The organism is Candidatus Enterococcus moelleringii, assembly GCF_017377575.1.
GTDB classification, from domain to species: Bacteria; Bacillota; Bacilli; order Lactobacillales; family Enterococcaceae; genus Enterococcus_A; species Enterococcus_A moelleringii.
This window is the reverse complement of the sequence record NZ_JAFREM010000004.1, coordinates 123,142-146,530: the sequence shown is the minus strand read 5'-3', so window position 1 is coordinate 146,530 and position 23,389 is coordinate 123,142. Positions and strand designations below refer to the sequence as shown.

The window sequence follows — 23,389 nt, the reverse complement described above, 5'->3', positions numbered from 1 at the left end:
GTGGCCAGTTATAGGAAAAACCCGACACTAGCGGTAGTGCTGGATCAGCTCTTTCGGGGTGATGCCCAGATTTTTTTTAAAGTCCTGAATAAAATGCGACTGGTCGTAATAATAGCTGATCGCTGACGGCTCTGCCGAATGCAGCATTTCCTGCAATCCTTTTTGAAAACGCAAAATCGACAGCACCTTCTTAGGCGACAAAGCATACTTCTCCTGGAAAATCCGTTGGCAGCTGCGTTCCTTAAGCTCTAGTGCTTCGTATAATGTTGCTGCTGATTCCGGCAATTCCTCCGTTAAAGCATCAAAAAGCTGCGTATAACGATCTGCCTGTTTGCTAACCAAAAACTGAATCCAGTAATCAATCAAATATTTCTTCGCTTCCTCAAAAGGCAACTTAAAAAAATACTCGCAATTAAACGTCGCGTCCAACGTATCAAAAGGCAAAAACTGATCCATTCCTCGATCTGCCGGCAGCTGAAACAACTGGTGAAAAGCGCCTGGCTTGAAGCGCAGTCCCATGAAGCGCTCATTTGAAGGCACGGTAAAGTGAAAATCCGTCTCTCGCATGCCGGAAAAACCGATTTGCTGCTGATCGAAGGCGACAACTAAATCAATACAGCCATCGGCGATGATAATATTTTCAATCGAATGCAGTTCATCCGTTAATGGAGTCATCTGCCAGTAACAAATCACAAACTCCTGCAAGCCGGCAAACTGTTCCTCTTGGTAAAGAACAAAACGCTGAAATTCCTTCGACAGCAGGTAAGGAATCTGAATAGGATAATACGTCTTAGCCATCTTGTTTGGCCTGCCATTTCGCCAGTTTCGTTTCCAACAGAGTTTGTAATTCCGTCTCGTCAGTACCTAGTTTATGCAACAGCGCAAAGGTGACCAACAAGGTATCCACCAATTCCTCCTTCACATCCGCCGTCGTAAAGTTCTTGTACTCGCTGCCAGGCGCATTTTGACTGGCCAGCAGGGCCTGGGACGCTTCGCCAACTTCTTCCATTAACTTAATCAATAATTGCTGCGGATTCTTTTTTTCCTTTTCCGCTGCCTGGAAAATTTCTATCATTAATTCCTGCAAGGTGCATCCTCCTTTGTCACTGAATCTTCTAAATCCATTATAGCCCATATCAAGCCAAAGAAAAAAAGCCCTTCAGCTAAATGAAGGGCGAAAAATCAGGTTTGCGGCAAAGACTTCAGCAAACTATTGAAGAAAAAGCCTAAACCAATCGTCAATAAAATGTGTCCGATCCCAGCAATCCCGGAAATCGCTGCGGAATCTGGATAACCCAGCACCGTCAACGTGCCATGAAGCAACAGCATCCCCAAAGTAACCACTAATCCTAAATTGAAGAACAAGTAAAATTTGTTAAAATGCTTTTGCCGACTAAGACCGAAATTCTTTTCCAGCAGCAGAACAACCAAAAAGAACACCATTCCCAAAACCAATGTATGAGTATGCAACACCGACAGCTGTGTCTCACCAGTAAAATCAGTGAATTTTGTGAATTCCCGATAATACACGCCAAACACCAAACCAACAATCATGTAAACTAAACTTGTACGCGCTAATTTTCGCATGTTCTTCCTCCTTTAGTGTTTCATCCCGACTACCATTCCTGCAATGTAAGGCACTAGCCAAAAGAGCCAAACCACCAGACTGAAACGATGAAAGGTGTGTTTTGCTTGGCTGCTGCCTTTAAAATACACGTAAATGCCCCAAATCAAATGAAAAGCCATCAATAAAATTGCCAAGACACCGGTGATTTGATGCAAGGTGATGCCTGTGACCGGCTCAGTTTTGGCGATGCCGGACATAATCGTGGTTCCCGTAGTGTCAAAAACCAGACCCAAGGCAAACAAGCCTAAGTGCTTCAGCTTTAATTCACCGGCCCGCCGTTCCGCGAACACGCCAATCGTATAAAAAACCAATGCCAATGTGATAGTAACAATTGCTAAAACTAATTGCATTTCTAAATAGACCTCCAATTTAAAGTGACGATTCGTCACTCTTTGTAATTAGTATAAACTAACGGTGACAAAATGTCACTATGTTTTTCAGACCTCTTTGACAAAGGCAGTAAAACAGAGTATTTTTCTTCGCCGTGCTATACTAATGAAATAAAAATTTTTAAAGGATGATAAAAATGAGCAGACAAAATGAGAAAGAACATAAAATTCAGCAGTTAGGCAGAGCAGCTTCGGTTTTATCAGTGCTGATGTACGTTTCTTATATTCCCCAAATTATGAACAATCTTGAAGGGAATCCCGGCAGTCCGATTCAGCCCTTTGTGGCGATGATCAACTGTACCTGCTGGGTGATTTACGGTGCCTTGAAAAAACAAAAAGATTGGCCGTTGGTGGTAGCTAACCTGCCGGGCATTTTCCTAGGGGCGATGACCTTCTTTACCGCCATATAATTAGTCAAACCACTGCCCGAAAGTCGGTTTTCACCAAACTAACCGACTTTCCAAGACGTGTTTCTTCTATTATATGTACGAATAGTGAGCTTTCTCGTGATAGTTTGCACAATAGCTGATTAGTGTGTTACCTTTGAACAATACACTAGTTTGTACGGCGATCCACCGACAAGGTTGTTTAGCGGCGGATGAATTGCCAGCTGTCATGACTCAAGAATGGGAATAATACCTGATTTTTACAGGGAAAAAGGTTTTCCCAATAATTTACGAATACTTAAAAGAAAAGGGTTATCTTTTGTATTCGTCTAAAATTTAGTGTATTATTTCTTTAGAAAATGATTACCTTTTCAAGATTTTTTCTTGGAAAAGGATACACTTAGAAAAAGCGGGTGGGGAAATGGAACGACGAATTGATCGGATCTACCAATATGTTTGCGACCATTCACATGTCACAACCAAAGAAGTTGCCGATGCTTTGCTGCTGCAACGCACGAATGCCAGTAAAGATCTTAATTTGTTGGTAAAAGAAGGCACACTGCAGAAGACCGATGGACGACCAGTCCGCTATTTTGCCCAAGTTCAGGAATCCAGTCTAACTCAGATGACCAAAGAAACCTTTTCCACCGTTAAAGTGGAGCGTCCTGAGAAGCGGATTCTCGCTAAGCCGCAAGGGGACGTTTTTTCACGAATTATCGGTTCCACCGGCAGTATGAAGAATGCCGTTGACCAAGCCAAAGCAGCGATTTTGTATCCGCCGCGGGGCCTAAACTGTTTGATCACCGGCCCAACTGGTTCGGGGAAAACCTTTTTCGCTCATGCCATGTTTCAATTTGCTCAATCGCAGCAGGTAATTGATCCAGAGCGGGAATTAGTGGTCTTCAACTGTGCCGATTATGCCAATAATCCAGAATTATTGATGAGTCATTTATTTGGTTACGTCAAAGGCGCCTTTACCGGAGCCGACAGCGACAAAGAAGGCTTAATCAAGCAAGCCGATGGCAGCATGCTGTTTCTCGATGAAATTCACCGCCTGCCGCCTGAAGGCCAGGAAATGATTTTCTACTTCATGGACCACGGCAGCTACAATCGTTTAGGGGAAACCGGGAAAAACCATACCGCGGACGTACGGATTGCTGGGGCAACTACCGAAGATCCCCATTCATCTTTGCTGGATACCTTTGTTCGTCGGATTCCGATAAATATTCAAATGCCGCCTTTTAACAGTCGGCCGCCTGCTGAACAAATCGATTTAGTGCGGGTGATGGTAGCGATGGAAGCCAATCGGATTCAACGCAAAATTACCTTAGCCGAAGATGTAGTGAAGGCCCTGCTTGGCAGTGTCACCTACGGCAATGTGGGACAATTGAAATCAAATGTCCAGCTGGTTTGTGCTCGCGGTTTTATGCTGCACATGAATCAGGATAAAATCAGCATTACCTTGAACGATTTAACCGACGGGATCAAATCTGGTTTGGTCCAATTATCCGCTGATCGCTTGAAGACGACGGATATTTCTCCTTATTTGGAGCCAAAAATGATCGTGACACCTAATGAGATCGATAACCTAATCAGAACTGATACCTATGAATTACCTTATAACTTATACGATATTATCGGCGACAAAGCAGCTTTATTGAAGATGGAAGGGTTAGACCAAGAAACCATCAACCACTTTATCTCTACCGATATTAATATCCATTTGAAATCATTCTATAAAGATCACGGCTTTACCTTTGATACCGAAACCCGTTTGGCCGAATTTGTCGACAAGCGAGTCATTGAAACCAGCAACCGTATCGCGTCTTTAGTCAGCGAGCGTTTAAATACCTATTTTCAACAAAATTTTGTGTATGCTATGAGCTTGCACATTTCCTCCTTCTTGAAAAAAATTCATGAAGGGGAAACCCGTGAAACCAATGCCAATATTCGCGAGATGGCCACCAATTATCCGAAAGAATTTGAGGTCGCCAAAGAAATCCGCCAGCTGGTGGAGCAGGAGTTCCAAGTATTGATTCCTGAAAGCGAAGATTATTACTTAACGGTGCTGCTGGTTTCCCTTAGAGAAGATCAGCCCACTGGCAGAATCGGTGTCGTGGTGGCTGCTCATGGTAACAGTACCGCAACGTCTATGGCTCAGGTTGTCCGCGAATTGTTGGACGTGACCAATTTGAAGGCTGTTGATATGCCGTTGGATATGCACCCCCGGACCGCCTTTGAAAAAATTCGGGAGGCCGTTTTGCAGGTGGAAGAAGGCAGCGGTGTTTTGCTGCTGGTGGATATGGGTTCCTTGGCATCATTCAACGATGAGCTGCAAAAGGAAACCAACATCGCCATTCGCACGCTAGATATGGTAACCACTCCGCTGGTGGTAGAAGCTGCCCGGAAATCTAGTGTATTAGGTTCCGGTATCGAAGAATTGTATGAATCTTTGAAAGGTTTCCGCGGTTACGGCAAGGTAGCGCCAATGGAAGAGCCAAAGGTGGAAGGGAAACAAGCCATCTTAGCCATTTGTGCTTCTGGCGAAGGTACGGCCCAACGCTTAAAGGAAATTATCGAGTGGCCGTTAAAGCAGCGTAAGCTAGATCATATTGAAGTCCTGACCTTGTCGGTGACTGAAATCAACCAAAAAATCCCTGAATTCAAAAAGGATTACAAAATCATTGCCACCACCGGAATTATGGACCCGAAAATCGGCGTGCCATATATCCAAATGGAGAAATTCATCAATCAGCGGGCCGATCAAGTCATCGATGAGCTGTTGTTGGAGAATGATTTAGAAAATCAAGCCGAAGTCGAGCTGACCCATGAAACGGCCAGGGCTTTGTGTATTACATTTATGGAAGAAAGCTATACCTTCATTAATGCCAAGAAAATCATCGAACCGGTCTGGCGCTTGGCAAATTCTGTGATTGTCGATGATGGACAATCTGCGGATTATGCTCTAATGGTCAACTTCGTCATGCATATGGCCGGAGCTATTGAACGGGGAATTTTAAATCAACCGCTGCATATTGATAAAGCGACATTGACAGAGTATCAACACGTAACCGATAATACAGCGATGAATCGCGGATTAAATGACCTGGAAAACCAATTAAAGGTCACTTTCCCCGATTCAGAACGATACTATATCTATCAGTTGTTAAAGAATCATAAAGAAATACTCTAATAACAATACACAAAAAGCGATACAGTATACTGTATCGCTTTTTGTGTATTGTTAAAAACCCTTGGTTTAAGGCTTTATACAGGTTAGTGTATCTTGGCACGGCACTTGCTTATATAATAGGTGAGTGCTTGTGTACTCAGGAAACATCGAAACCTTTAGATAAGTTGAATTAGAAAATGGGGGTGACGCAAATGGTAATGGATGTCCGCTTGGCTCGGATTGATGATCGTTTGATTCATGGACAAGTAGCGACTGTTTGGTCCAAAGCTACGGGCGTAGAACGTATCCTCGTTGTCAGTGATGAAGTTGCGCATGACGAATTGCGTAAATTTCTATTGAAGCAAGCTGCACCACCAGGAATTAAGTCAAATGTCATTACGAAGAAAAAATTAGTTGAGATTTATCACGATCAATTGTTTGACCAGTTAAAAGTAATGCTTTTGTTTGCTATTCCGCAGGATGTTTTAGAAGTTGTTGAGGCAGGTGTCGAGTTGACCTCAATTAATATCGGCGGTATGCGCTTTTTGGAAGGCAAGAAGATGGTGACCAACTTTATTTCTTTGGATGAAGAAGATGTAAAATGCTTTATGAAGCTTGCTGATCGTGGGATTGAGTTAGAAACTCGCAAAGTTCCCTCTGATCGAAAAAATGATTTGATTCAACAGATTCAAAAAGAAAAGATGTTGCCACAAAATCCGGTTACAGGTTCCTAGAACTTATTCATATTATTTAGACTGTAACAATAATAGTAGGAGGTAAAAAGATGGTAGGAATTATCATTGCCAGTCATGGCGAATTCGCAAATGGTATCTTGCAATCTGGAGCGATGATCTTCGGAGAACAAGAAAACGTAAAAGCTGTTACGTTAATGCCAAGTGAAGGTCCAGATGACGTGAAGGCAAAAATGAAAGAAGCAATTGCATCTTTCGACGATCAAGATGAAGTGTTGTTCTTAGTCGATCTTTGGGGCGGAACACCATTCAACCAAGCCAACAGCTTGTTTGAAGAGCACAAAGACAAATGGGCAATCGTTGCTGGTATGAACTTGCCAATGGTTATTGAAGCATATGCTTCTCGTTTCTCAATGAACACTGCACACGAAATTGCTGAGCATATTTTAGGCACAGCAAAAGAAGGTGTACGGGTGAGACCAGAAGAGCTGGAGCCTGCAGAAGCAGCAGCTGCTCAAGCGGAAGCACAACCTTCAAATGCTGGCGCACCAGGAACATTCGATTATGTTTTGGCACGTATTGACTCTCGTTTGTTGCATGGACAAGTAGCAACTGCTTGGACAAAAACTACTGGACCTACACGTATTATCGTTGTATCTGATACCGTAGCTGAGGACGAACTTCGTAAGAAATTAATTCAACAAGCTGCTCCTCCAGGCGTTAAGGCTCACGTTGTACCAATTGATCAAATGATTAAATTGGCAAAAGATGACCAACACTTTGGCGGACAACGCGCACTATTGCTTTTTGAAAACCCTCAAGATGCACTTAGAGCAGTTGAAGGTGGCGTTCCATTGAAGACAATCAACGTTGGTTCAATGGCTCACTCACCAGGTAAAGTTCAACCAAATAAAGTTTTAGCATTCAGTCAAGATGATCTAGATGCCTTCAAGAAACTTGCAGATCTTGGTTTGAGCTTTGACGTACGTAAAGTTCCTAACGATTCAAAAGGCGACATGAATGAAATCATGAGAAAAGCGCAAGATGAATTAAACAAACAAAAATAATTTGATTATCAGAGAAACGGAGGATTAATAATCATGGAATTAAACTTTATTCAAGTGATATTAGTCGTTATCGTCGCATTCTTAGCTGGTATGGAAGGTATTTTGGATGAATTCCATTTCCACCAACCAGTAATCGCATGTACGTTAATCGGCTTAGTAACAGGCAACCTAATGCCATGTCTTATTCTTGGTGGTACATTACAAATGATCGCTCTAGGTTGGGCAAATATCGGTGCCGCTGTAGCGCCCGATGCTGCATTGGCTTCAGTAGCGTCTGCAATTATCTTAGTTTTAGGTGGACAAGGTCAAGCTGGGGTTTCTTCAGCTATCGCAATCGCAGTTCCTCTAGCTGTTGCTGGTCTACTACTAACAATCATTTGTCGTACAATTGCAACAGCGTTCGTTCATTTAATGGATGCGGCAGCAAGAGAAGGCAACATTAAAAAAGTTGAATTATGGCACATCGTTGCTATTGCTATGCAAGGGGTTCGTATTGCTATCCCTGCAGCTCTAATCTTAGCTATTGGTGAAGGTCCAGTGCGTGGATTGCTAGAATCTATGCCAGTTTGGTTAACAGACGGCTTGGCAATCGGCGGGGGAATGGTAGTAGCTGTTGGTTACGCAATGGTTATCAACATGATGGCTACTAAAGAAGTATGGCCATTCTTCGCAATTGGTTTCGTATTGGCAACAATTTCACAAATTACTCTTATTGGTCTTGGTGCAATCGGTGTATCTCTTGCTCTTATCTACTTGGCGCTTTCTAAACAAGGCGGCGGTTCAGGTAACGGCGGCGGTTCAAACACTGGTGATCCACTAGGCGACATTATTGATAACTATTAAGAAAGGAGCTAACACGAAATGGCAGAGCAATTGAAATTAACGAAAAAAGATCGTATTTCCGTTTGGTGGCGTTCAACATTTATTCAAGGTTCTTGGAACTATGAACGTATGCAAAATGGTGGTTGGGCATTCTCAATGATCCCAGCGATCAAGAAATTATATCCTAATAAAGAAGACCGTTCCGCGGCATTGATTCGTCACTTGGAATTCTTCAATACACATCCATATGTAGCTTCACCAATTATCGGTGTAACATTAGCACTGGAAGAAGAGCGTGCAAATGGCGCTCCTGTAGATGATGTAGCAATTCAAGGGGTTAAGGTTGGTATGATGGGACCTTTAGCCGGTATCGGGGATCCAGTTTTCTGGTTCACTGTTAAACCAATCCTTGGTGCGTTAGCTGCTTCTCTAGCAATGGCTGGTAACATTCTTGGACCAATCATTTACTTCGTAGCATGGAACGCTATCCGTATGGCATTTATGTGGTACACGCAAGAATTTGGCTACAAAGCTGGTTCTAAAATCACTGATGACTTGTCTGGCGGATTATTGCAAGATATCACAAAAGGTGCATCCATTCTAGGGATGTTCATCTTGGGCTCACTAGTTAACCGTTGGGTATCTGTTGGATTTGCTCCAACTGTCTCTGAAGTTCAACTTGACGAAGGTGCTTATATAGACTGGAGCAGCCTGCCTGCTGGAGCTGAAGGTATTAAATCAGCTTTGGAACAACAAGCGTCTGGTCTTTCATTAAGCGATATTCAAGTAACAACTTTACAAGATAACTTAGACAGCTTAATTCCAGGATTAGCTGGTTTAGGTTTAACTCTTCTATGTATGTGGTTGCTAAAGAAAAAAGTTTCTCCAATCGTTATCATTCTTGGATTATTCATCGTGGGTATTGTTGCTCACTTAGTTGGATTGATGTAAGAATAACTAGGCCTGGGCAGCAATGCCTGGGCCTTTTATGTTTTTGCTTAAATTAGGAAAAACCAGTATAATGACTAGTGAAATAAAAGGAGATGGAGTAAAAAGAATGGTTCAATCAATCAACAGCAAAGTTGACTTAGTCATGAATGCCACCTCGCACATGGGGCTGACCGATTACGGGAAAATTATGATCGGTGATAAGGGTTTTGAATTTTTCAATGATCGTGATGCTCATAAATTTATTCAAATTCCTTGGGAAGAAGTTGACCAGGTGATTGCTTCGGTAATTTTTAAAGGCAAATGGATTCCACGGTATGCCATTCGAACTAAGAAAAATGGGACCTTTACTTTTTCTTCAAAGGAACCAAAAAAAGTGCTGCGAGCAATCCGTGAATATGTTGATCCTAATAACATGGTGCAATCCTTAAGCTTTCTCGACGTAGTAAAACGTGGAGTTAAATCAACTTTTAAACGATAAACTGGCTGGTAGCGGTCAGTTTTTTTCTTTGCCCAAAATGCTATCATATCAACATGATACGTATCGTATCACAAGAAAAAACGGTATGATAGAGAAGATAGCTTTCCTTTTAAACAGGTTCCCCAGATAATGATTGCAAGGAGTGGATACCAGTGAATATTGGCGACAAAATTAAAGAACAGCGTTTAAAAAAAGAATGGACACAGGAACAGTTAGGACAACTGCTGAATGTGTCGCGGCCGACAATTTCCAGCTGGGAGGTCGGGCGCAACTACCCAGATTTGGAAATGACTGTTGCCATCAGTGATTTGTTTGGTATCTCTCTGGATGAGTTATTAAGGGGAGATCGAGAAATGACTAAGAATTTTTCAAAAAAGCTTCGTTGGAACAGATACTACAAGATTATTTTAGCAGTCATTGCTGTAGTAGTAATCGTTCCAGCGAGTTCGTTAGCAAAGCTGCATTGGGATGAACATAGGTATCGAGAAAATTTGGCCGCTCATTCTTGGCGGGAAGATGAAGATTCACGTTATCCTGATGGCTATCTTTTAAATGAAGGGGAAATTGAATATTCTGTCTTTATCACGAGGGTGGGATGGTTACCTATTCCTTTACCAGAGTATCGCCCGGGTGTAACTGCGATAAAAGGAGATCTGATGGTACATGTAAACGAAGGAGATCAAAATTCTATTACAGTACATGATGCTCCTGGTAAAAATAGGACTTATACAGACAGCATCGCAGTCGATGATCAGGCCAATATAATAGAAGAAAAAGATTGGTCGGCTGAAAAGAAAAAGGCCATTGAGACCTACATCGCCGATCATAAAACCGAATATATCACTCTGCTTAAGGCTGCTGCCGAAAAAAGAGCCGAGATTGTTCAATAGCGAAAGTCGTTTGATCTGAAAAGATCAGCGGCTTTTTTCTTTTAACCAGAAACCGCACCCCCAATAAGCTTGCAACCCCTTTCTTCCTTGTCAAAAATGTTGCTCAGCAATCTTGGCACAAAGTTTTGTGCCAAAGACCTAGGTACTATTTCTTGTAAGCACTTCCGGTTACAGGCTACAATATACATGTAAACGAAATCATAATTTTTATTAGTTTAAAGGAGGAAATGAACATGGAGAACACAGCACAGAAAAGTGGGCTGAAGGCGAAAGTTCAGCGTCTGGGAAGTTACCTTTCCGGAATGGTTATGCCCAACATCGGAGCCTTTATTGCATGGGGAGTTATCACGGCATTATTTATTGAAACGGGTTGGATGCCAAATGAACAGTTAGCAACGATCGGCGGGCCGATGTTAACTTACTTATTGCCACTATTAATTGCTTACACAGGTGGTAGTGTAGTACACGGTCAACGGGGTGCCGTAGTTGGGGCAATCGCGACGATGGGTGTCATTGTTGGATCTGGGATACCGATGTTTATCGGTGCCATGATTATGGGTCCACTAGGCGGTTGGTGTATCAAGAAATTTGATGATGTCTTCCAAAACAAGATTAAAGCTGGTTTCGAGATGTTGGTTAACAACTTCTCAGCAGGATTAATTGGTTTTGCATTAGCAATTATCGCGTTTTATGCAATTGGTCCCGTAGTAGAAGGTTTGACGAATATGATGGCAGCTGGGGTAGAAGCCATCATCAACATGCGTCTATTGCCATTAGCAAATGTCTTAATCGAACCTGCGAAAATTCTCTTCCTGAATAACGCAATCAATCATGGTATTTTGACACCATTAGGAGCCGATCAAGCGGCGGAAGCTGGTAAATCAATTCTATTCTTATTAGAAGCAAACCCTGGACCTGGTCTAGGAGTCTTGTTGGCCTTCACGATCTTTGGTAAAGGTTCAGCGAAATCTTCAGCACCAGGTGCGATCATTATTCAATTCTTGGGTGGTATTCACGAAATTTACTTCCCATACGTAATGATGAAACCTTTGTTGTTCTTAGCAGTAATTGCCGGCGGGGTTGCCGGAACCTTCACTTTCCAATTGTTAGGTGCTGGTTTGCAGGCCGCAGCTTCACCAGGTTCGATTATCGCAATCTTGGCGATGACACCTAGGGGCGGATATTTTGCCAACATCGCAGGTATCGTCGTGGGAACCATCGTTTCCTTCCTAGTTGCAATGGTGATTATCAAAGCAGACAAGAGTGATGAAGACGATTTGGCCGCAACACAAGCAGCTGTTCAAGACTCTAAATCGCAAAGCAAAGGTGGAGCAGCAACTGTTCAAAGTTCTAACCAAGAAATGTTTGGTAACGTAAATAAAATCATCTTCGCCTGTGATGCCGGAATGGGCTCAAGTGCTATGGGTGCCTCTGTCTTAAGAGACAAGGTGAAAAAAGCCGGCGTGGATATTCCTGTAACTAATTCAGCTATCAACAACTTAACGGATGATCCAAATGCCTTAATCGTTACTCAAGAAGAATTGTACGATCGGGCGAGTCAAAAAGCCCCAAGTGCAACTTACGTTCAAGTGGAAAACTTCATGAACTCACCACGCTACGATGAAATCGTCGAACGCTTAGGCAAAGCTCCAGCAGCCGAATCGGACGGAAAAAAGTTGAGTGATGACGTTGTTGAAGGCGTAGCCGATTACGACCGAGTGGACCATATCGTCTTTGCTTACGTAGAAGGCAAGGGGTCAGCCAACATGGGTGCAACTATTATGAAGAAGGCCTTGAAAGAGAAAAATGTCGCTCTTCCAGTTACAGTTGCCAAAGTGACTGAACTGAAAGATGCCCCTTCAGCAATGGTCGTAACCATCAAAGGTGAAACTGTCAAAGCCGAACAACAAGCGCCAAGTGCCGTTCATGTACCGGTTGAAGACATGGTTACCTCCGAAAAATATGACAAAATTGTCGCTCAATTGAAAAATAAGTAGTCTTTTTTGCAGAATCGTATTACTCTTAAAGCAGTGAATGTATTCACTGCTTTTACCCGTTATGATCTTGGAGGAGGTAGCTGTGTATTTTTCGGTTCGAGAGAAAAAGATTTTAGCGTTATTGATCGCCTATCCAGATGGTGTCTTGCTGGAGCAGCTGCAAGAAGAACTGAACGTCAGTAAACGAACCGTTTATCGTGAAGTTTCCAGTATCGAAAAAACCATCAAACCGTTAGATGTTCAAATTATCAAACCTCGCGGTGCCGGTTATCGTCTCGTGGGGGAAAGTATTAACCTAGACAAATTAAAAACAGAAATAGAAGAAAATAAAGAAGAGCTGTTTACCGATAATGTTCAACGGCAAGGAGCGATTGTTACTACCTTGTTAATGGTGGACGAAGAGGAGACGATTGAAGGACTGTCGCTGGATTTTCAAGTCAGCACTTCGACGATTGTTTCTGATTTGCAGGCAATTGAGCAGAGCTTGGAAGATTATCGGCTGCAGCTGCTGCGGTTAAAAGGACGCGGGATAAAAATTGCTGGTCGGGAAAAAGAAAAGCGGCAGATTTTAGGCAACCTGATCTTCAATGGCGTCAATGAATACGAGTTTTTCCAGTTCATTGACCATTTGGAAGGTCCGGACACGGAGGCTGTCACCGACAATTTTTTCTTAAAGCAATTAACGCCTCATAGTTTGTATTTGGCCCGAGATATTCTTTACCACATTCCGCAATATTCAGTAAAGGAAGTCACCGATAATCAGCTTCAGCGGATTTTGATTTTGTTGGCACTGTCGATTGACCGCATCCGTCAAGAAAAGTTTGTGGAAGAAGAACAAGACAGCAGTCCGAAACCAGAAAGCATGCAGATTGCCAGTCAGATTATGGTCAAGGTAGCAACGACTTGCGGTCATTCAATTCTGGCTCAGGAGGTTCGCTTCTTTGCTTATCAGCTGGAAGGGATCAACTACAAAAAGCCGCAAAACATTTTTATTGATCACTTTGATGTAGAGCTGTCCTATCAAATCAAGGAGCTGATTCGGGTAGTTTCCGAAAACAGCGGGTTGGAATTTCGCAAGGATGAGCAGCTGTTTAATGACATGTTGACCCATATGTCGGCGGCGTTAAAGCGCAGTCTGACGGTTTTGCCGAATATGGTAAACCCGTTGTTGCAAAAGATTCAGGAGAAATACAGTACCTTGACTGATGCAGTGACCAATGGCTTGGCTGAAGTGTTTCCTGATTATAATTTCACTCATGATGAATTAGGCTATGTAGTAATTCATTTTGCTACATCGCTGGAGCGGCATCCCTCAGGCAAAGGCTTGTTCGTTTTAGTCCTTTGTTCCAGTGGAATTGGAACAGCCCGGATTTTAGAAAGCCGGATTAAGAAATACATGCCAGAGATTCAGCAAATTCAAGTAGCGAAGATTTCGGAAATGAATCGCTTGAACTTTAAACAGTATGATCTAATTCTAGCCACCCTATTTTTACCAGAATTCACCTTGCCGTATAAGGTGATCTCACCTTTGCTGCTGGATGAAGAAATTCAAGAGCTGCGGGCCTATATTCATGATTTGCGTCCAGAAACCGAGCGCATGGCGCAAGAAGAATTAGTGCAGGAACCCGGCGATACCTTTGACGACCTGTATGAAACGATGCGAACAGCCAATCATCTGTTGAATCAGCTGCAGGTAAAACCCTTTGCGGCAGAGGAAACGGTGGAGCTGACCCTGGAAAAAATCGTCAATGAGCTGGAAGGGACAGTGGTTTCAAATGCGGAGTATGTCACTCAGAAAGTGATTGACCGCTACATTGTGGCCCCGATTGGCGTTCCCAATACCAACTTTGCTCTGTTCCACAGTGCCAATAAATGTGTCATGGAACCCTTTTTCGCCATTTACGATTTGGACAAAGCCTTTTCGATTTTAGGTATGGACAAAAAAAGCATCAAGCTGACCCGGATTTTACTGCTGCTGGCCCCTGATCCTATGAAGGAAGCGCAAAAAGGGATCTTAGGCAAAATCAGCAGTTCGGTGATTGAAAGTGATTTGAATACGGAGATTTACAAATTTGGCAATCATGAGCTTGTCTATCAATTGTTGAGTTCATTGTTTATCAAGGAAATAAAAGAAAGCTAAGGAGGAATTACAAATGGATTTACAACCAGAAATGATTTTAATGGATCAGTCGTTTACCGACAAAGAAGAGGCGATTCGCGCCTGCGGACGCTTATTGGCGGACAGCGGCTGTGTCGAAGAAGACTACATTGAAGCCATGATCGAACGCAACAATCTAGTGTCGACATACATGGGGAATTTTATTGCCATCCCTCACGGTACCGATGAAGCAAAACGCTTCGTGAAAAAAAGCGGCATCTCGATTGTTCAAGTACCTGAAGGCGTTCAATTCGGCAACGACGATACCGAAGATGTAGCCATGGTGCTTTTCGGAATCGCTGGGGTGGAGAATGAACATTTGGACTTGCTGCAAAAAATTGCGATCTTCTGTTCCGAAGTGGAAAATGTCGTAAAATTAGCAGACGCGCAAACCAAAGAAGAAATGATTAAGTATTTGCAGGAGGTAGAATAAGCATGCGGGCAACTCATTTTGGTGCAGGAAATATTGGTCGAGGCTTTATCGGCGAAATTTTAGCGAAAAACGACTTTTCAATTGATTTCGTGGATATCAACGAAACAATTATTAATGCTTTGAAGGAACGCAACGAATACACAATTGAATTAGCCGACGAACAAAAAGAGCAGATTCACGTGGATAACGTTACTGGGATTAACAACAAAGACAATCCCGAAGCTGTAGTGGATTCAGTCGCGGCGGCAGATATTGTTACTACAGCAATCGGACCGAACGTGTTGCCGTTTATCGCAGAATTAATCGCAAAAGGTATTCAAAAACGCCGGGCGGAAAAAGTGACGACTCCTTTAGACGTGATTGCTTGCGAGAACATGATTGGCGGCAGTCAATTCTTGTTTGAAAAAGTCGAAGGATTTTTAACTGAAGAAGACTTAGCATATGTTGAAGAATTCGTCGGCTTCCCGAACGCAGCAGTTGACCGGATTGTGCCGATTCAGCATCATGAAGATCCATTGTTTGTTTCCGTAGAACCTTTCAGCGAGTGGGTGGTAGACGAAACCCAATGCAAAAACAAAGACCTGCGCTTAAGTGACGTGTCTTATGTAGAAGATCTAGAGCCATACATCGAACGCAAACTGTTTTCAGTCAACACTGGACATGCGACAGTAGCTTACACTGGTGCTTACGCAGGCTACAAAACGATTGATGAAGCTATCGGACACGATGACGTGTTGCAACAATTACGGGCTGTTTTAGGTGAAACCGGAAGTTTATTGATTGCTAAATGGGGCTTTGATGCCGACCAGCATCAAGCCTACATCAACAAAATTGTCGGCCGTTTTGAAAATCCGCATATTTCTGACAGTATCGATCGCGTAGCCCGCACACCGATCCGCAAATTAGGCTACGACGAACGCTTCATTCGCCCAATTCGCGAATTGAAAGATCGCGGCTTAGGTTATGTGCATTTAGTAGAAGTCGTTGCCATGATTTTGAAATACCAAGACCCTAACGACGAACAAAGCGTGCAGCTGCAAGGCATGCTGAAAGAAAAAGCGGTAGAAGCCGTAATCGCCGAAGTAACTGGCCTAACCGACGAAACCCTAATCGCCGAAATGACCGCCGAATACAACGCCTAGACTCTGAATTTTTTCAGGGTCTTTTTTAACAGTCACGCTTTTCACAGTTTATTAAGCGTGAAAACTAAAGCGAAATATTTCCGCTAATCATGGGCACAGGATGTTTAGCGTGATGTTATGCGCGCGAGAATAGACTGATTTTTCCGGGTTTTGGAAAAATCAACTCCTTAAAAGGAGTTAGCTGCCAGTCACGCTTTTCGCAGAAGATTAAGAACGAAAGCAAATTATCCATTTTTTGCTTAAGCATGGATTCGTAAAGTTTAGCGTGATGGTATGCGCGCGAGAATAAGACTGATTTTTCGTGGTCTTCGAAAAATCAATTCCTTACCTCGAGTTAGCTGCCATGAAACATACCACTAACCGTTATCGAAGAACTTTTTACGCTACACCCTCCTCCTCATCAAATTCTTAATATTTGGTCTAGACAAATCTATTGCTTATTCCATCAGCAGGTGGTAAAATTGGTGTATACCAAATAGACAAAGGAGCGTTTACCATGGAAGTAATTCGCGTAAAAGATGCCCAAGAAGGCGGCAAGAAAGCATTTGAACTAATTAAAGACGGTATGGCTAACGGAGCGAAGGTATTAGGCTTGGCAACTGGCAGCACTCCTGAAACTTTATATCAAGAAATGACTAGCAGTGATTTAGATTTTTCTGACATGACTTCTGTAAACTTAGACGAATACGTAGGTTTAGGCGGAGATGATACACAAAGCTACCGCTACTTCATGAATGATCGTTTATTCAATAAAAAACCTTTCAAAGAAACCTTTGTACCAAACGGCAAAGCTGAAGATTTGGAAGCTGAATGCAAGCATTACGAAGAAGTAATTGCGGAGCATCCGATTGATATCCAAGTATTAGGAATCGGCCGCAACGGACACATCGGCTTCAACGAACCTGGTACGCCATTTACCGAAAAAACGCATGTTGTAGAGTTGACTGAATCAACTATCGAAGCTAATAAAGTTTATTTCGACAAAGCAGAAGATGTACCTACTACTGCCGTTTCAATGGGTATTGGTTCAATCATGCCAAGCAAAAAGATTTTGCTATTGGCTTTTGGCGAAGTAAAAGCAGACGCCATCAAAGGCATGATCGAAGGTCCTGTGACCGAAGATCTACCAGCAAGTATCCTGCAAAAGCATGATGACGTAATCGTGATCATCGATGAAGCAGCCGCTAGCAAATTAGCTTAAACAGAATTTTCTTAGGACTCTCAAAACGAGAGTCCTATTTTTTTACGCCAATAAAGATTGTATGTGAGGATATTCCTTGATAAAGTTAAAGTAAGACATACGCGAGAAATGAGGAACGCCCATGCGAAGAATCTTATTATTGGAAGACGACATCAATTTAAATAGAGGGATCAAGCTGTGTTTGACGAAAGAAGGCTATGAAGTGATGTCCTGCTTTGACATTGCCGCAGCCAAAGCGGCCTTCAAAGCCCTGGAAATCGACCTAATCATCAGTGATATTTCTTTACCGGATGGCAGCGGGCTGGAATTTTGCCAGGAGATTCGCCGCCAATCTAACGTGATGATTATCATGCTCACCAGCTACAACCAGGAATATGACATTGTGGCCGGCTATGAACACGGGGCCGATGACTATGTGACCAAGCCTTTTAGCCTAATGGTGCTGGTCTCCAAGATCAATGCGCTAGTCAAACGAATCGCCGAACCTAACAGTGACGTGCTGGTCTCAGATGATCTTAGCCTGTCCTTATCCGAAATGAAGGTCACTTTAGACAACGAACCCCTGCCCCTTAGCAAGACCGAACTGAAAATACTGACGATCTTTATGAAAAATCCGAAACAGATCCTTTCCTCCGATCAGCTGCTGGAGCATATTTGGGATGTCAAAGGAGACTATGTGGACAGCAACACGGTTTCCGTCAATATCAGCCGGCTGCGGCAAAAAATCGGTAAGGAAAAAATCCGAACTGTTAGAGGAGTGGGCTATTTATGGGTAGACGACGTGCAAAAATAATCGCGCCTTTTCTCTTAATCATTTTTATCAGCCTCGGTTTGGTGATCTGGAATCTTGCTAAAATGCAGCAGGCCTTGCACTACGAACGGGTCGCAACGTTAGGTCGGTTGGCAGAAAATCAGGAGACTGCAGAGCCTCAATTAATCGAGGCCTTTAATGCTGAGGGAACTGAACAGGACTATACAAGAGGGAATGAATTGGAAGCAAAGTATGGCATGAGTACGCGCCAGACTGGTTTTGAACAGTTGATTCAACGATTCGCTCTGCGCAATCTGTTAATTATTGTTGGAACTTTTTTGGTGTTGATCTGCCTCGTCATTTGGAATTTACGAAAACAAAGAAAATTGCAGGAACAAGCGGCCAATTTAGAGGATCAGTATCAAACCGAAAAAAGTCAGTACGAGGTCCTTTTGCAGCGGACCCAACAGGAAGATGGTCAAATCAAATCCAGCATTACCGATATTGCTCACCAATTAAAAACACCCGTGGCTTCCTTAAAGCTGAGTATGGACATCGCGCTTTCTGATAAGTATTCATCAGCTGAACGCCAAGATTTTAGTGAACAGGCTTTAATTCAAATCAACAAACTAGATTTAATGCTGGATGGCTTAGCCAAAATTTCGCAAATGGAAACCGATCTGATTCAGATTAATCCGCAAAACTATTCTCTGAAGGAGCTCACTAAAGAAGCTATCAACAGCGTCATTATTAAAGCGATCGAAAAGGACATCGAGATTGAGCTGACAGAAATCGTTGATGCGGATATTTTTATCGATCATAAGTGGACTCTAGAAGCCATCAGCAATGTCTTGGAAAATGCCATCAAATATTCGCCTGCAAATACCACGATTCAAGTGACTGGAAAAGTCTTGACCACCTATGTCGTGGTGGAAATTATGGATCAAGGCCCGGGCATTTCTGCGGCGGAACAGAACAAAATTTACCAGCGTTTTTACCGTGGTAAAAATAGTGAAGCTGTCGATGGATCAGGGGTTGGCTTGTATTTAACTCGAAAAATCGTCGAGGAACAAGGCGGCACAATCATGGTGAAAAACCGCCAGCCAACCGGTGCCAACTTCCAGATGACCTTCCCTTTGGCCCACTAATTTCTTATCTTACAATTTTGTAAAGTTCCTTGAAAGAGAACTGCAAGGTTCAGCCGTTAAACTAAAGGTAAGATAAGAGAGAGAGGGAGATGACCATGATCTTAAGAATTAGAGATTTAGTCAAGCATTACGATGATGGGAATTCAATTGTAAAGGCCGTAGACCATGTTGATTTAGATGTACACCAAGGAGAATTCGTAGCAATTGTCGGCAAGTCCGGCTCCGGTAAAAGTACTCTCTTGAATTTAATCGGCGGCTTGGATCGCCCGGATGCCGGCGAAGTGCTAGTGGAAGGCAAAAATATTTACCGCATGAAGGATGAGCAGCTGGCGGTTTTTCGTCGTCAAAAGGTGGGTTTTGTTTTCCAGAATTACAATTTGATTCCTTCCTTGAACGTTTGGGAAAATGTGGTGCTGCCGATTGGCTTGGATAATCGTAAGGTGAACGTTGCCTTTGTAGAAGATTTACTGAAGACCATTGGCTTACTTGATCGAAAAGATGCCTTGCCTAGCATGCTTTCTGGGGGTCAGCAGCAGCGGGTAGCGATTGCCCGAGCGATTGCCTCACAGCCGGCGATTGTTCTAGCCGATGAACCAACCGGAAATTTAGATACGAAGACCGAGCTGGAGGTTATGACGCTGCTGAAAAGTTCAGTTGAGAAATTTGGCCAGACCTTAATTGTGATCACCCACGATGAAGGCATTGCCCAAACAGCTGACCGCATCATTCATATTGAAGACGGGCAGGTGGTCTAAAATGAAAATGATCAATTCGGTGGCTTGGGCCAACACCAAGTATCACCGCAGTAAAAATCTGCTTTCCGGAATTGCCATTATTTTAACCACGTTGTTAGTGTTTTTGATTCTGACTATGGGCCTAGGTGTCGTGCATACCCAAAACGCGGCCGTCAATGAAGTTTTCCCAACCTTTCACGCCATGTTCCGCGGCGTCTCAGAGGAGAAAAAAGATCAGCTGGCACAGCATGCCGCCTTGGAAACGTACGGCTTGCGGCAAGATGTCGGTCAGTCGATGCTGGATGGCGGATATGTAGTTATGCTTTATATGGATCGAAACGCTACGGACTTGAACAAGGTCGTCATGGAGGATGGGCAGGTGCCAGTGAAAGAGAATGAGGCCGCCCTTTCGAAGACGACACTAAAAGCCTACGGTTATGAGAACGCTAAAGTCGGAGATACCGTTACACTTCCATTTCAACCTTATACCAAAAATGGAATGGGGATCGAAGAGGAGCAAACCTTCACGATTTCCGGATTGATTGAAGAGACAGGGACTTCTAACAACGTGAAACAAAGAGTCTACTCTATGATGGTATCAAAACCTTTTATGGAAAAATATATTCCAGTCGATCAGCGAGACTATCGTGTGCTCCTGCGCCTGACACCGGAAGAGGCCCGAACCACCGATGGCATTGAAGCGGCCACCAAAGAAATTGGCAAAAGCTTTGACGTACTGGAAAGTGATATTGTGACGAATGATGACTATTTGTTTGCCAATTACACCGACCCGGCTTTCTATAGTGGGATGGCCATCATTGTGGTCATTATTTCCATCGCCGGCGCTTTAACGATTTACAGTATTTATTACGTGTCCTTAATCAGCAAAGTGCAAGAATTCGGTAAGCTGAAGGCTCTTGGTGCTACCAAAAGACAAGTGCGGCAAATTGTGTTAAAGGAAAACCTGCTGGTAGCAGCCATCGCGATTCCGATTGCCTTAACCATCGGGAGTGCAGCCGTCTTATTGTTCTTCGAAAGATTAGTGGAAGCCTTTGACTTAGGAGGAGATATCCTGACCACTACGATGCGACAAGTATTATCCAACGGCGAAGTTCAGCTGATTGTTCCTTGGATTGTGGCATTAAGTATCGGAATTTCCCTTTTGACAGTGATCATCGCTTCTCTCAGACCGATGCGCTTAGCTAGCAAAATTATGCCGATTGAAGCCATGCGCTACACCGGTCAAAATGAAACCAAACGCAAAAAACGCAAAGGGTTTATTAATCTAAACCTTGAGCGCTTAACAGGTGCCAACTTATCAAGAAATAAAAAACGAACCATCATAACGATTGTTTCACTGGGATTAATCGGGATTTTGTTTGTGGTAGTCTCAACCGTCTTCAATTGCATGGACCCGCAAGATATTGCTCGACAGGAAATTGCGGAAGACTTCCGACTGGAGCTGGAAACCTGGGGCGGCGATCAGATGGCGCCGGAGCGGGATTGGAACAACCTGCAGCAAAACAATCCATTAACACCAGAAACCCTCCAGCAAATTGCCGCAATTCCCGGCGTTGAGCAAGTAGAACCTCATATAACCATCCATGGAGAAATCTCTACTTTTAAAGATATAAATGATGGAAAGTCTTTGACAGTTTCCATCGGAGGGATCACTCAAGATCAGATGGATGAAGTGCAGGCTAATCTACTCAAAGGTGATGTCACCTATGAAGAATTAGCTGGGAAAAACACCTTGATCGCCTGTGGGTTTATTGCCCATAATTATCCTGAGCTGGAAATTGGTGAAACCGTTGATGTGACCATATTCGATGGCAACGAAAGCTTCGTCAAAAAGATGACGATTGTCGCAGGTGGTGATTTTTCAAAAAGCCTCGATAATTACAATACTCTATTGGCATCAGAAGAGACCATCAAAGGCTTCTCAAACAATAATTTAACTAGATCTGTAGATATCAAGGCGGATCAAGCTCAGCTGCCGGAAGTCAAAGAACAGCTAGAAGCAATCAAAGCCGAAAGCGAGTTTTACAAATTAGACAGCTTTGAAGATTCGCTGGAAATGTGGGAATCGGCTACACTAATGATGCGGGGCGCCGGCTATGCTATCTTGCTGGTTCTGGCAATTGTGGGAATCATGAATCTAGTCAATACGACGATTGACAGTATTTTAAGTCGTAAAAAAGAGCTGGGAATTATGCAGGCAATCGGTATGTCTAACGGTCAAATGAAGAAGATGCTGCGGCTGGAAGGAATGTTTTATGCTGGTGGAATTGTTCTGCTGGCGGCTGGATTAGGCAGTATTATTGGTTATCTGGTGTTTTTATACATCGAAGCCGAAGGGATTATGCAGATAAGAACCTACAGTTATCCGTTTTTGCAGGTAATCCTGCTGATAGCTGTAGTCGTCATAGTCCAGCTGATTTTGACCACCGCCACGATTCACCTAGTCAACAAAGAAACCGTCATTACCCGGATTCAAGCATCAGAATAAAGAAACAAGCGCCGACTATCTCGCTGATAGTCGGTTTTTCGATTTGATAATACTACTTTCTGTGGCATAATAAAGAAAAAATCGAGGAGCATCCTATGCGTTTAGATAAATATTTAGCCGAAGCCGGCCTTGGCAGCCGCAAAGAAGTCAAACAGTACATTAAAAAGGGTCAGGTGACGGTCAACGACCAGGTTGAGAAAAAGGATAAAGCCCAAGTTGATCCTTTGAAGGATGTGGTTACTTTTGCCGGTGAAGTGATCAAGTATCAAGAATTTTACTATTATTTATTGAACAAGCCAGCCGGGGTCGTAAGTGCCACCGAAGATAAAAAGGATCGAACGGTGATGGATTTGTTTGCCGAAGCGGATTATCGCAAAGATTTATTTCCAGTGGGGCGCTTGGACAAGGACACCGAAGGCTTTTTGTTAATTACTAATGATGGACAGCTGGCTCACGAGTTATTATCCCCTAAAAAACATGTGGAGAAGGAATATTTGGCCCAAGTTAAGGGAGTTATGAATGAACAGGACCAGCAGACTTTCGTCAAAGGGATTCAGTTGGATGGGGAACTAACTTTACCAGCCGAGTTGATGATTGACGAAACTGACGAGGAAAAACAAACCTCAACAGTGCGGATTGTTTTAAAAGAAGGCAAGTTCCATCAGGTGAAGCGGATGGTGAAGGCTTGCGGTAAAGAAGTGACCTATTTGAAACGAATCCGAATGGGAGGCTTAGCTCTGCCAGACGATCTAGCCAAAGGCAGTTACCGTGAATTAAGCGGGGAAGAATTGGAACAATTGAAGGCCTCAAAATAAGTCTTCCACACGTGAAGTGCTATACTT

22 protein-coding genes are annotated in these 23,389 nt (G+C 43.2%); 18 read left to right on the top strand and 4 right to left on the bottom strand.

Going from position 1 to position 23,389, the window contains the following annotated elements; genetic code table 11:
- Positions 1-27: 27 nt before the first annotated feature.
- The 4 genes from JZO70_RS02520 to JZO70_RS02505 form a co-directional block, all read right to left on the bottom strand.
- Positions 28-798, bottom strand: coding sequence for a DUF6597 domain-containing transcriptional factor (locus JZO70_RS02520; RefSeq protein ID WP_207671965.1), 771 nt, complete (start codon positions 796-798; stop codon positions 28-30).
- Positions 791-1,087 carry a MazG-like family protein gene (locus JZO70_RS02515; RefSeq protein WP_242703728.1) on the bottom strand — a complete coding sequence of 99 codons (297 nt, stop codon included), beginning with the start codon at positions 1,085-1,087 and terminating at the stop codon, positions 791-793. The genes JZO70_RS02520 and JZO70_RS02515 overlap by 8 nt, the downstream gene beginning before the upstream one ends.
- Before the next feature lie 95 nt (positions 1,088-1,182).
- Complete coding sequence (locus JZO70_RS02510; RefSeq protein ID WP_207671964.1) at positions 1,183-1,587, bottom strand: DUF2871 domain-containing protein; 405 nt, start codon at positions 1,585-1,587, stop codon at positions 1,183-1,185.
- Positions 1,588-1,599: 12 nt separating this feature from the next.
- Complete coding sequence (locus JZO70_RS02505) at positions 1,600-1,977, bottom strand: HsmA family protein (RefSeq protein WP_207671963.1); 378 nt, start codon at positions 1,975-1,977, stop codon at positions 1,600-1,602.
- Between the two features lie 176 nt (positions 1,978-2,153).
- Here JZO70_RS02505 and JZO70_RS02500 point away from each other — a divergent pair, with 176 nt between their 5' ends.
- The 18 genes from JZO70_RS02500 to JZO70_RS02415 all read left to right on the top strand — a co-directional run bounded on the left by JZO70_RS02500 (position 2,154) and on the right by JZO70_RS02415 (position 23,362).
- Complete coding sequence (locus JZO70_RS02500) at positions 2,154-2,426, top strand: SemiSWEET family transporter (protein WP_207671962.1); 273 nt, start codon at positions 2,154-2,156, stop codon at positions 2,424-2,426.
- A 397-nt stretch (positions 2,427-2,823) separates the two neighbouring features.
- Positions 2,824-5,595 (top strand): sigma-54-dependent transcriptional regulator, encoded by a 2,772-nt coding sequence (locus JZO70_RS02495; protein ID WP_207671961.1) that lies wholly within the window; start codon positions 2,824-2,826, stop codon positions 5,593-5,595.
- Between the two features lie 191 nt (positions 5,596-5,786).
- Positions 5,787-6,308 carry a PTS sugar transporter subunit IIB gene (locus tag JZO70_RS02490; protein WP_207671960.1) on the top strand — a complete coding sequence of 174 codons (522 nt, stop codon included), beginning with the start codon at positions 5,787-5,789 and terminating at the stop codon, positions 6,306-6,308.
- Positions 6,309-6,358: 50 nt separating this feature from the next.
- On the top strand, positions 6,359-7,333 hold the full coding sequence (locus tag JZO70_RS02485; protein WP_207671959.1) for a mannose/fructose/sorbose PTS transporter subunit IIA: 975 nt from the start codon (positions 6,359-6,361) through the stop codon (positions 7,331-7,333).
- Between the two features lie 33 nt (positions 7,334-7,366).
- Positions 7,367-8,176: a PTS mannose/fructose/sorbose transporter subunit IIC gene (locus tag JZO70_RS02480; protein ID WP_207671958.1), complete on the top strand. Its 810-nt coding sequence runs from the start codon at positions 7,367-7,369 to the stop codon at positions 8,174-8,176.
- A gap of 18 nt (positions 8,177-8,194) precedes the next feature.
- Positions 8,195-9,106: a PTS system mannose/fructose/sorbose family transporter subunit IID gene (locus JZO70_RS02475; protein ID WP_207671957.1), complete on the top strand. Its 912-nt coding sequence runs from the start codon at positions 8,195-8,197 to the stop codon at positions 9,104-9,106.
- Positions 9,107-9,212: 106 nt separating this feature from the next.
- Positions 9,213-9,584 (top strand): DUF956 family protein, encoded by a 372-nt coding sequence (locus JZO70_RS02470; protein WP_207671956.1) that lies wholly within the window; start codon positions 9,213-9,215, stop codon positions 9,582-9,584.
- A 152-nt stretch (positions 9,585-9,736) separates the two neighbouring features.
- Positions 9,737-10,474, top strand: coding sequence for a helix-turn-helix domain-containing protein (locus JZO70_RS02465; RefSeq protein WP_207671955.1), 738 nt, complete (start codon positions 9,737-9,739; stop codon positions 10,472-10,474).
- Between the two features lie 227 nt (positions 10,475-10,701).
- Complete coding sequence (locus JZO70_RS02460) at positions 10,702-12,471, top strand: PTS mannitol transporter subunit IIBC (protein WP_430748881.1); 1,770 nt, start codon at positions 10,702-10,704, stop codon at positions 12,469-12,471.
- An 82-nt stretch (positions 12,472-12,553) separates the two neighbouring features.
- A complete protein-coding gene (locus JZO70_RS02455; RefSeq protein WP_207671953.1) occupies positions 12,554-14,611 on the top strand; it encodes a PRD domain-containing protein in 2,058 nt (685 codons plus the stop codon).
- 13 nt (positions 14,612-14,624) lie between these two features.
- A complete protein-coding gene (locus JZO70_RS02450) occupies positions 14,625-15,062 on the top strand; it encodes a PTS mannitol transporter subunit IIA (protein WP_207671952.1) in 438 nt (145 codons plus the stop codon).
- Positions 15,063-15,064: 2 nt separating this feature from the next.
- A complete protein-coding gene (locus JZO70_RS02445; protein ID WP_207671951.1) occupies positions 15,065-16,204 on the top strand; it encodes a mannitol-1-phosphate 5-dehydrogenase in 1,140 nt (379 codons plus the stop codon).
- Positions 16,205-16,700: 496 nt separating this feature from the next.
- Positions 16,701-17,405, top strand: coding sequence for a glucosamine-6-phosphate deaminase (nagB, locus tag JZO70_RS02440; RefSeq protein ID WP_207671950.1), 705 nt, complete (start codon positions 16,701-16,703; stop codon positions 17,403-17,405).
- A 121-nt stretch (positions 17,406-17,526) separates the two neighbouring features.
- Positions 17,527-18,198 carry a response regulator transcription factor gene (locus JZO70_RS02435; RefSeq protein ID WP_207671949.1) on the top strand — a complete coding sequence of 224 codons (672 nt, stop codon included), beginning with the start codon at positions 17,527-17,529 and terminating at the stop codon, positions 18,196-18,198.
- On the top strand, positions 18,174-19,304 hold the full coding sequence (locus JZO70_RS02430; RefSeq protein WP_207671948.1) for a sensor histidine kinase: 1,131 nt from the start codon (positions 18,174-18,176) through the stop codon (positions 19,302-19,304). Before JZO70_RS02435 ends, JZO70_RS02430 begins: the two co-directional genes overlap by 25 nt.
- Positions 19,305-19,399: 95 nt before the next feature.
- On the top strand, positions 19,400-20,059 hold the full coding sequence (locus tag JZO70_RS02425; RefSeq protein ID WP_430748880.1) for an ABC transporter ATP-binding protein: 660 nt from the start codon (positions 19,400-19,402) through the stop codon (positions 20,057-20,059).
- Position 20,060: 1 nt separating this feature from the next.
- Positions 20,061-22,547, top strand: coding sequence for an ABC transporter permease (locus tag JZO70_RS02420; protein ID WP_207671946.1), 2,487 nt, complete (start codon positions 20,061-20,063; stop codon positions 22,545-22,547).
- 95 nt (positions 22,548-22,642) lie between these two features.
- A complete protein-coding gene (locus JZO70_RS02415) occupies positions 22,643-23,362 on the top strand; it encodes a pseudouridine synthase (RefSeq protein ID WP_207671945.1) in 720 nt (239 codons plus the stop codon).
- Positions 23,363-23,389: the final 27 nt, after the last annotated feature.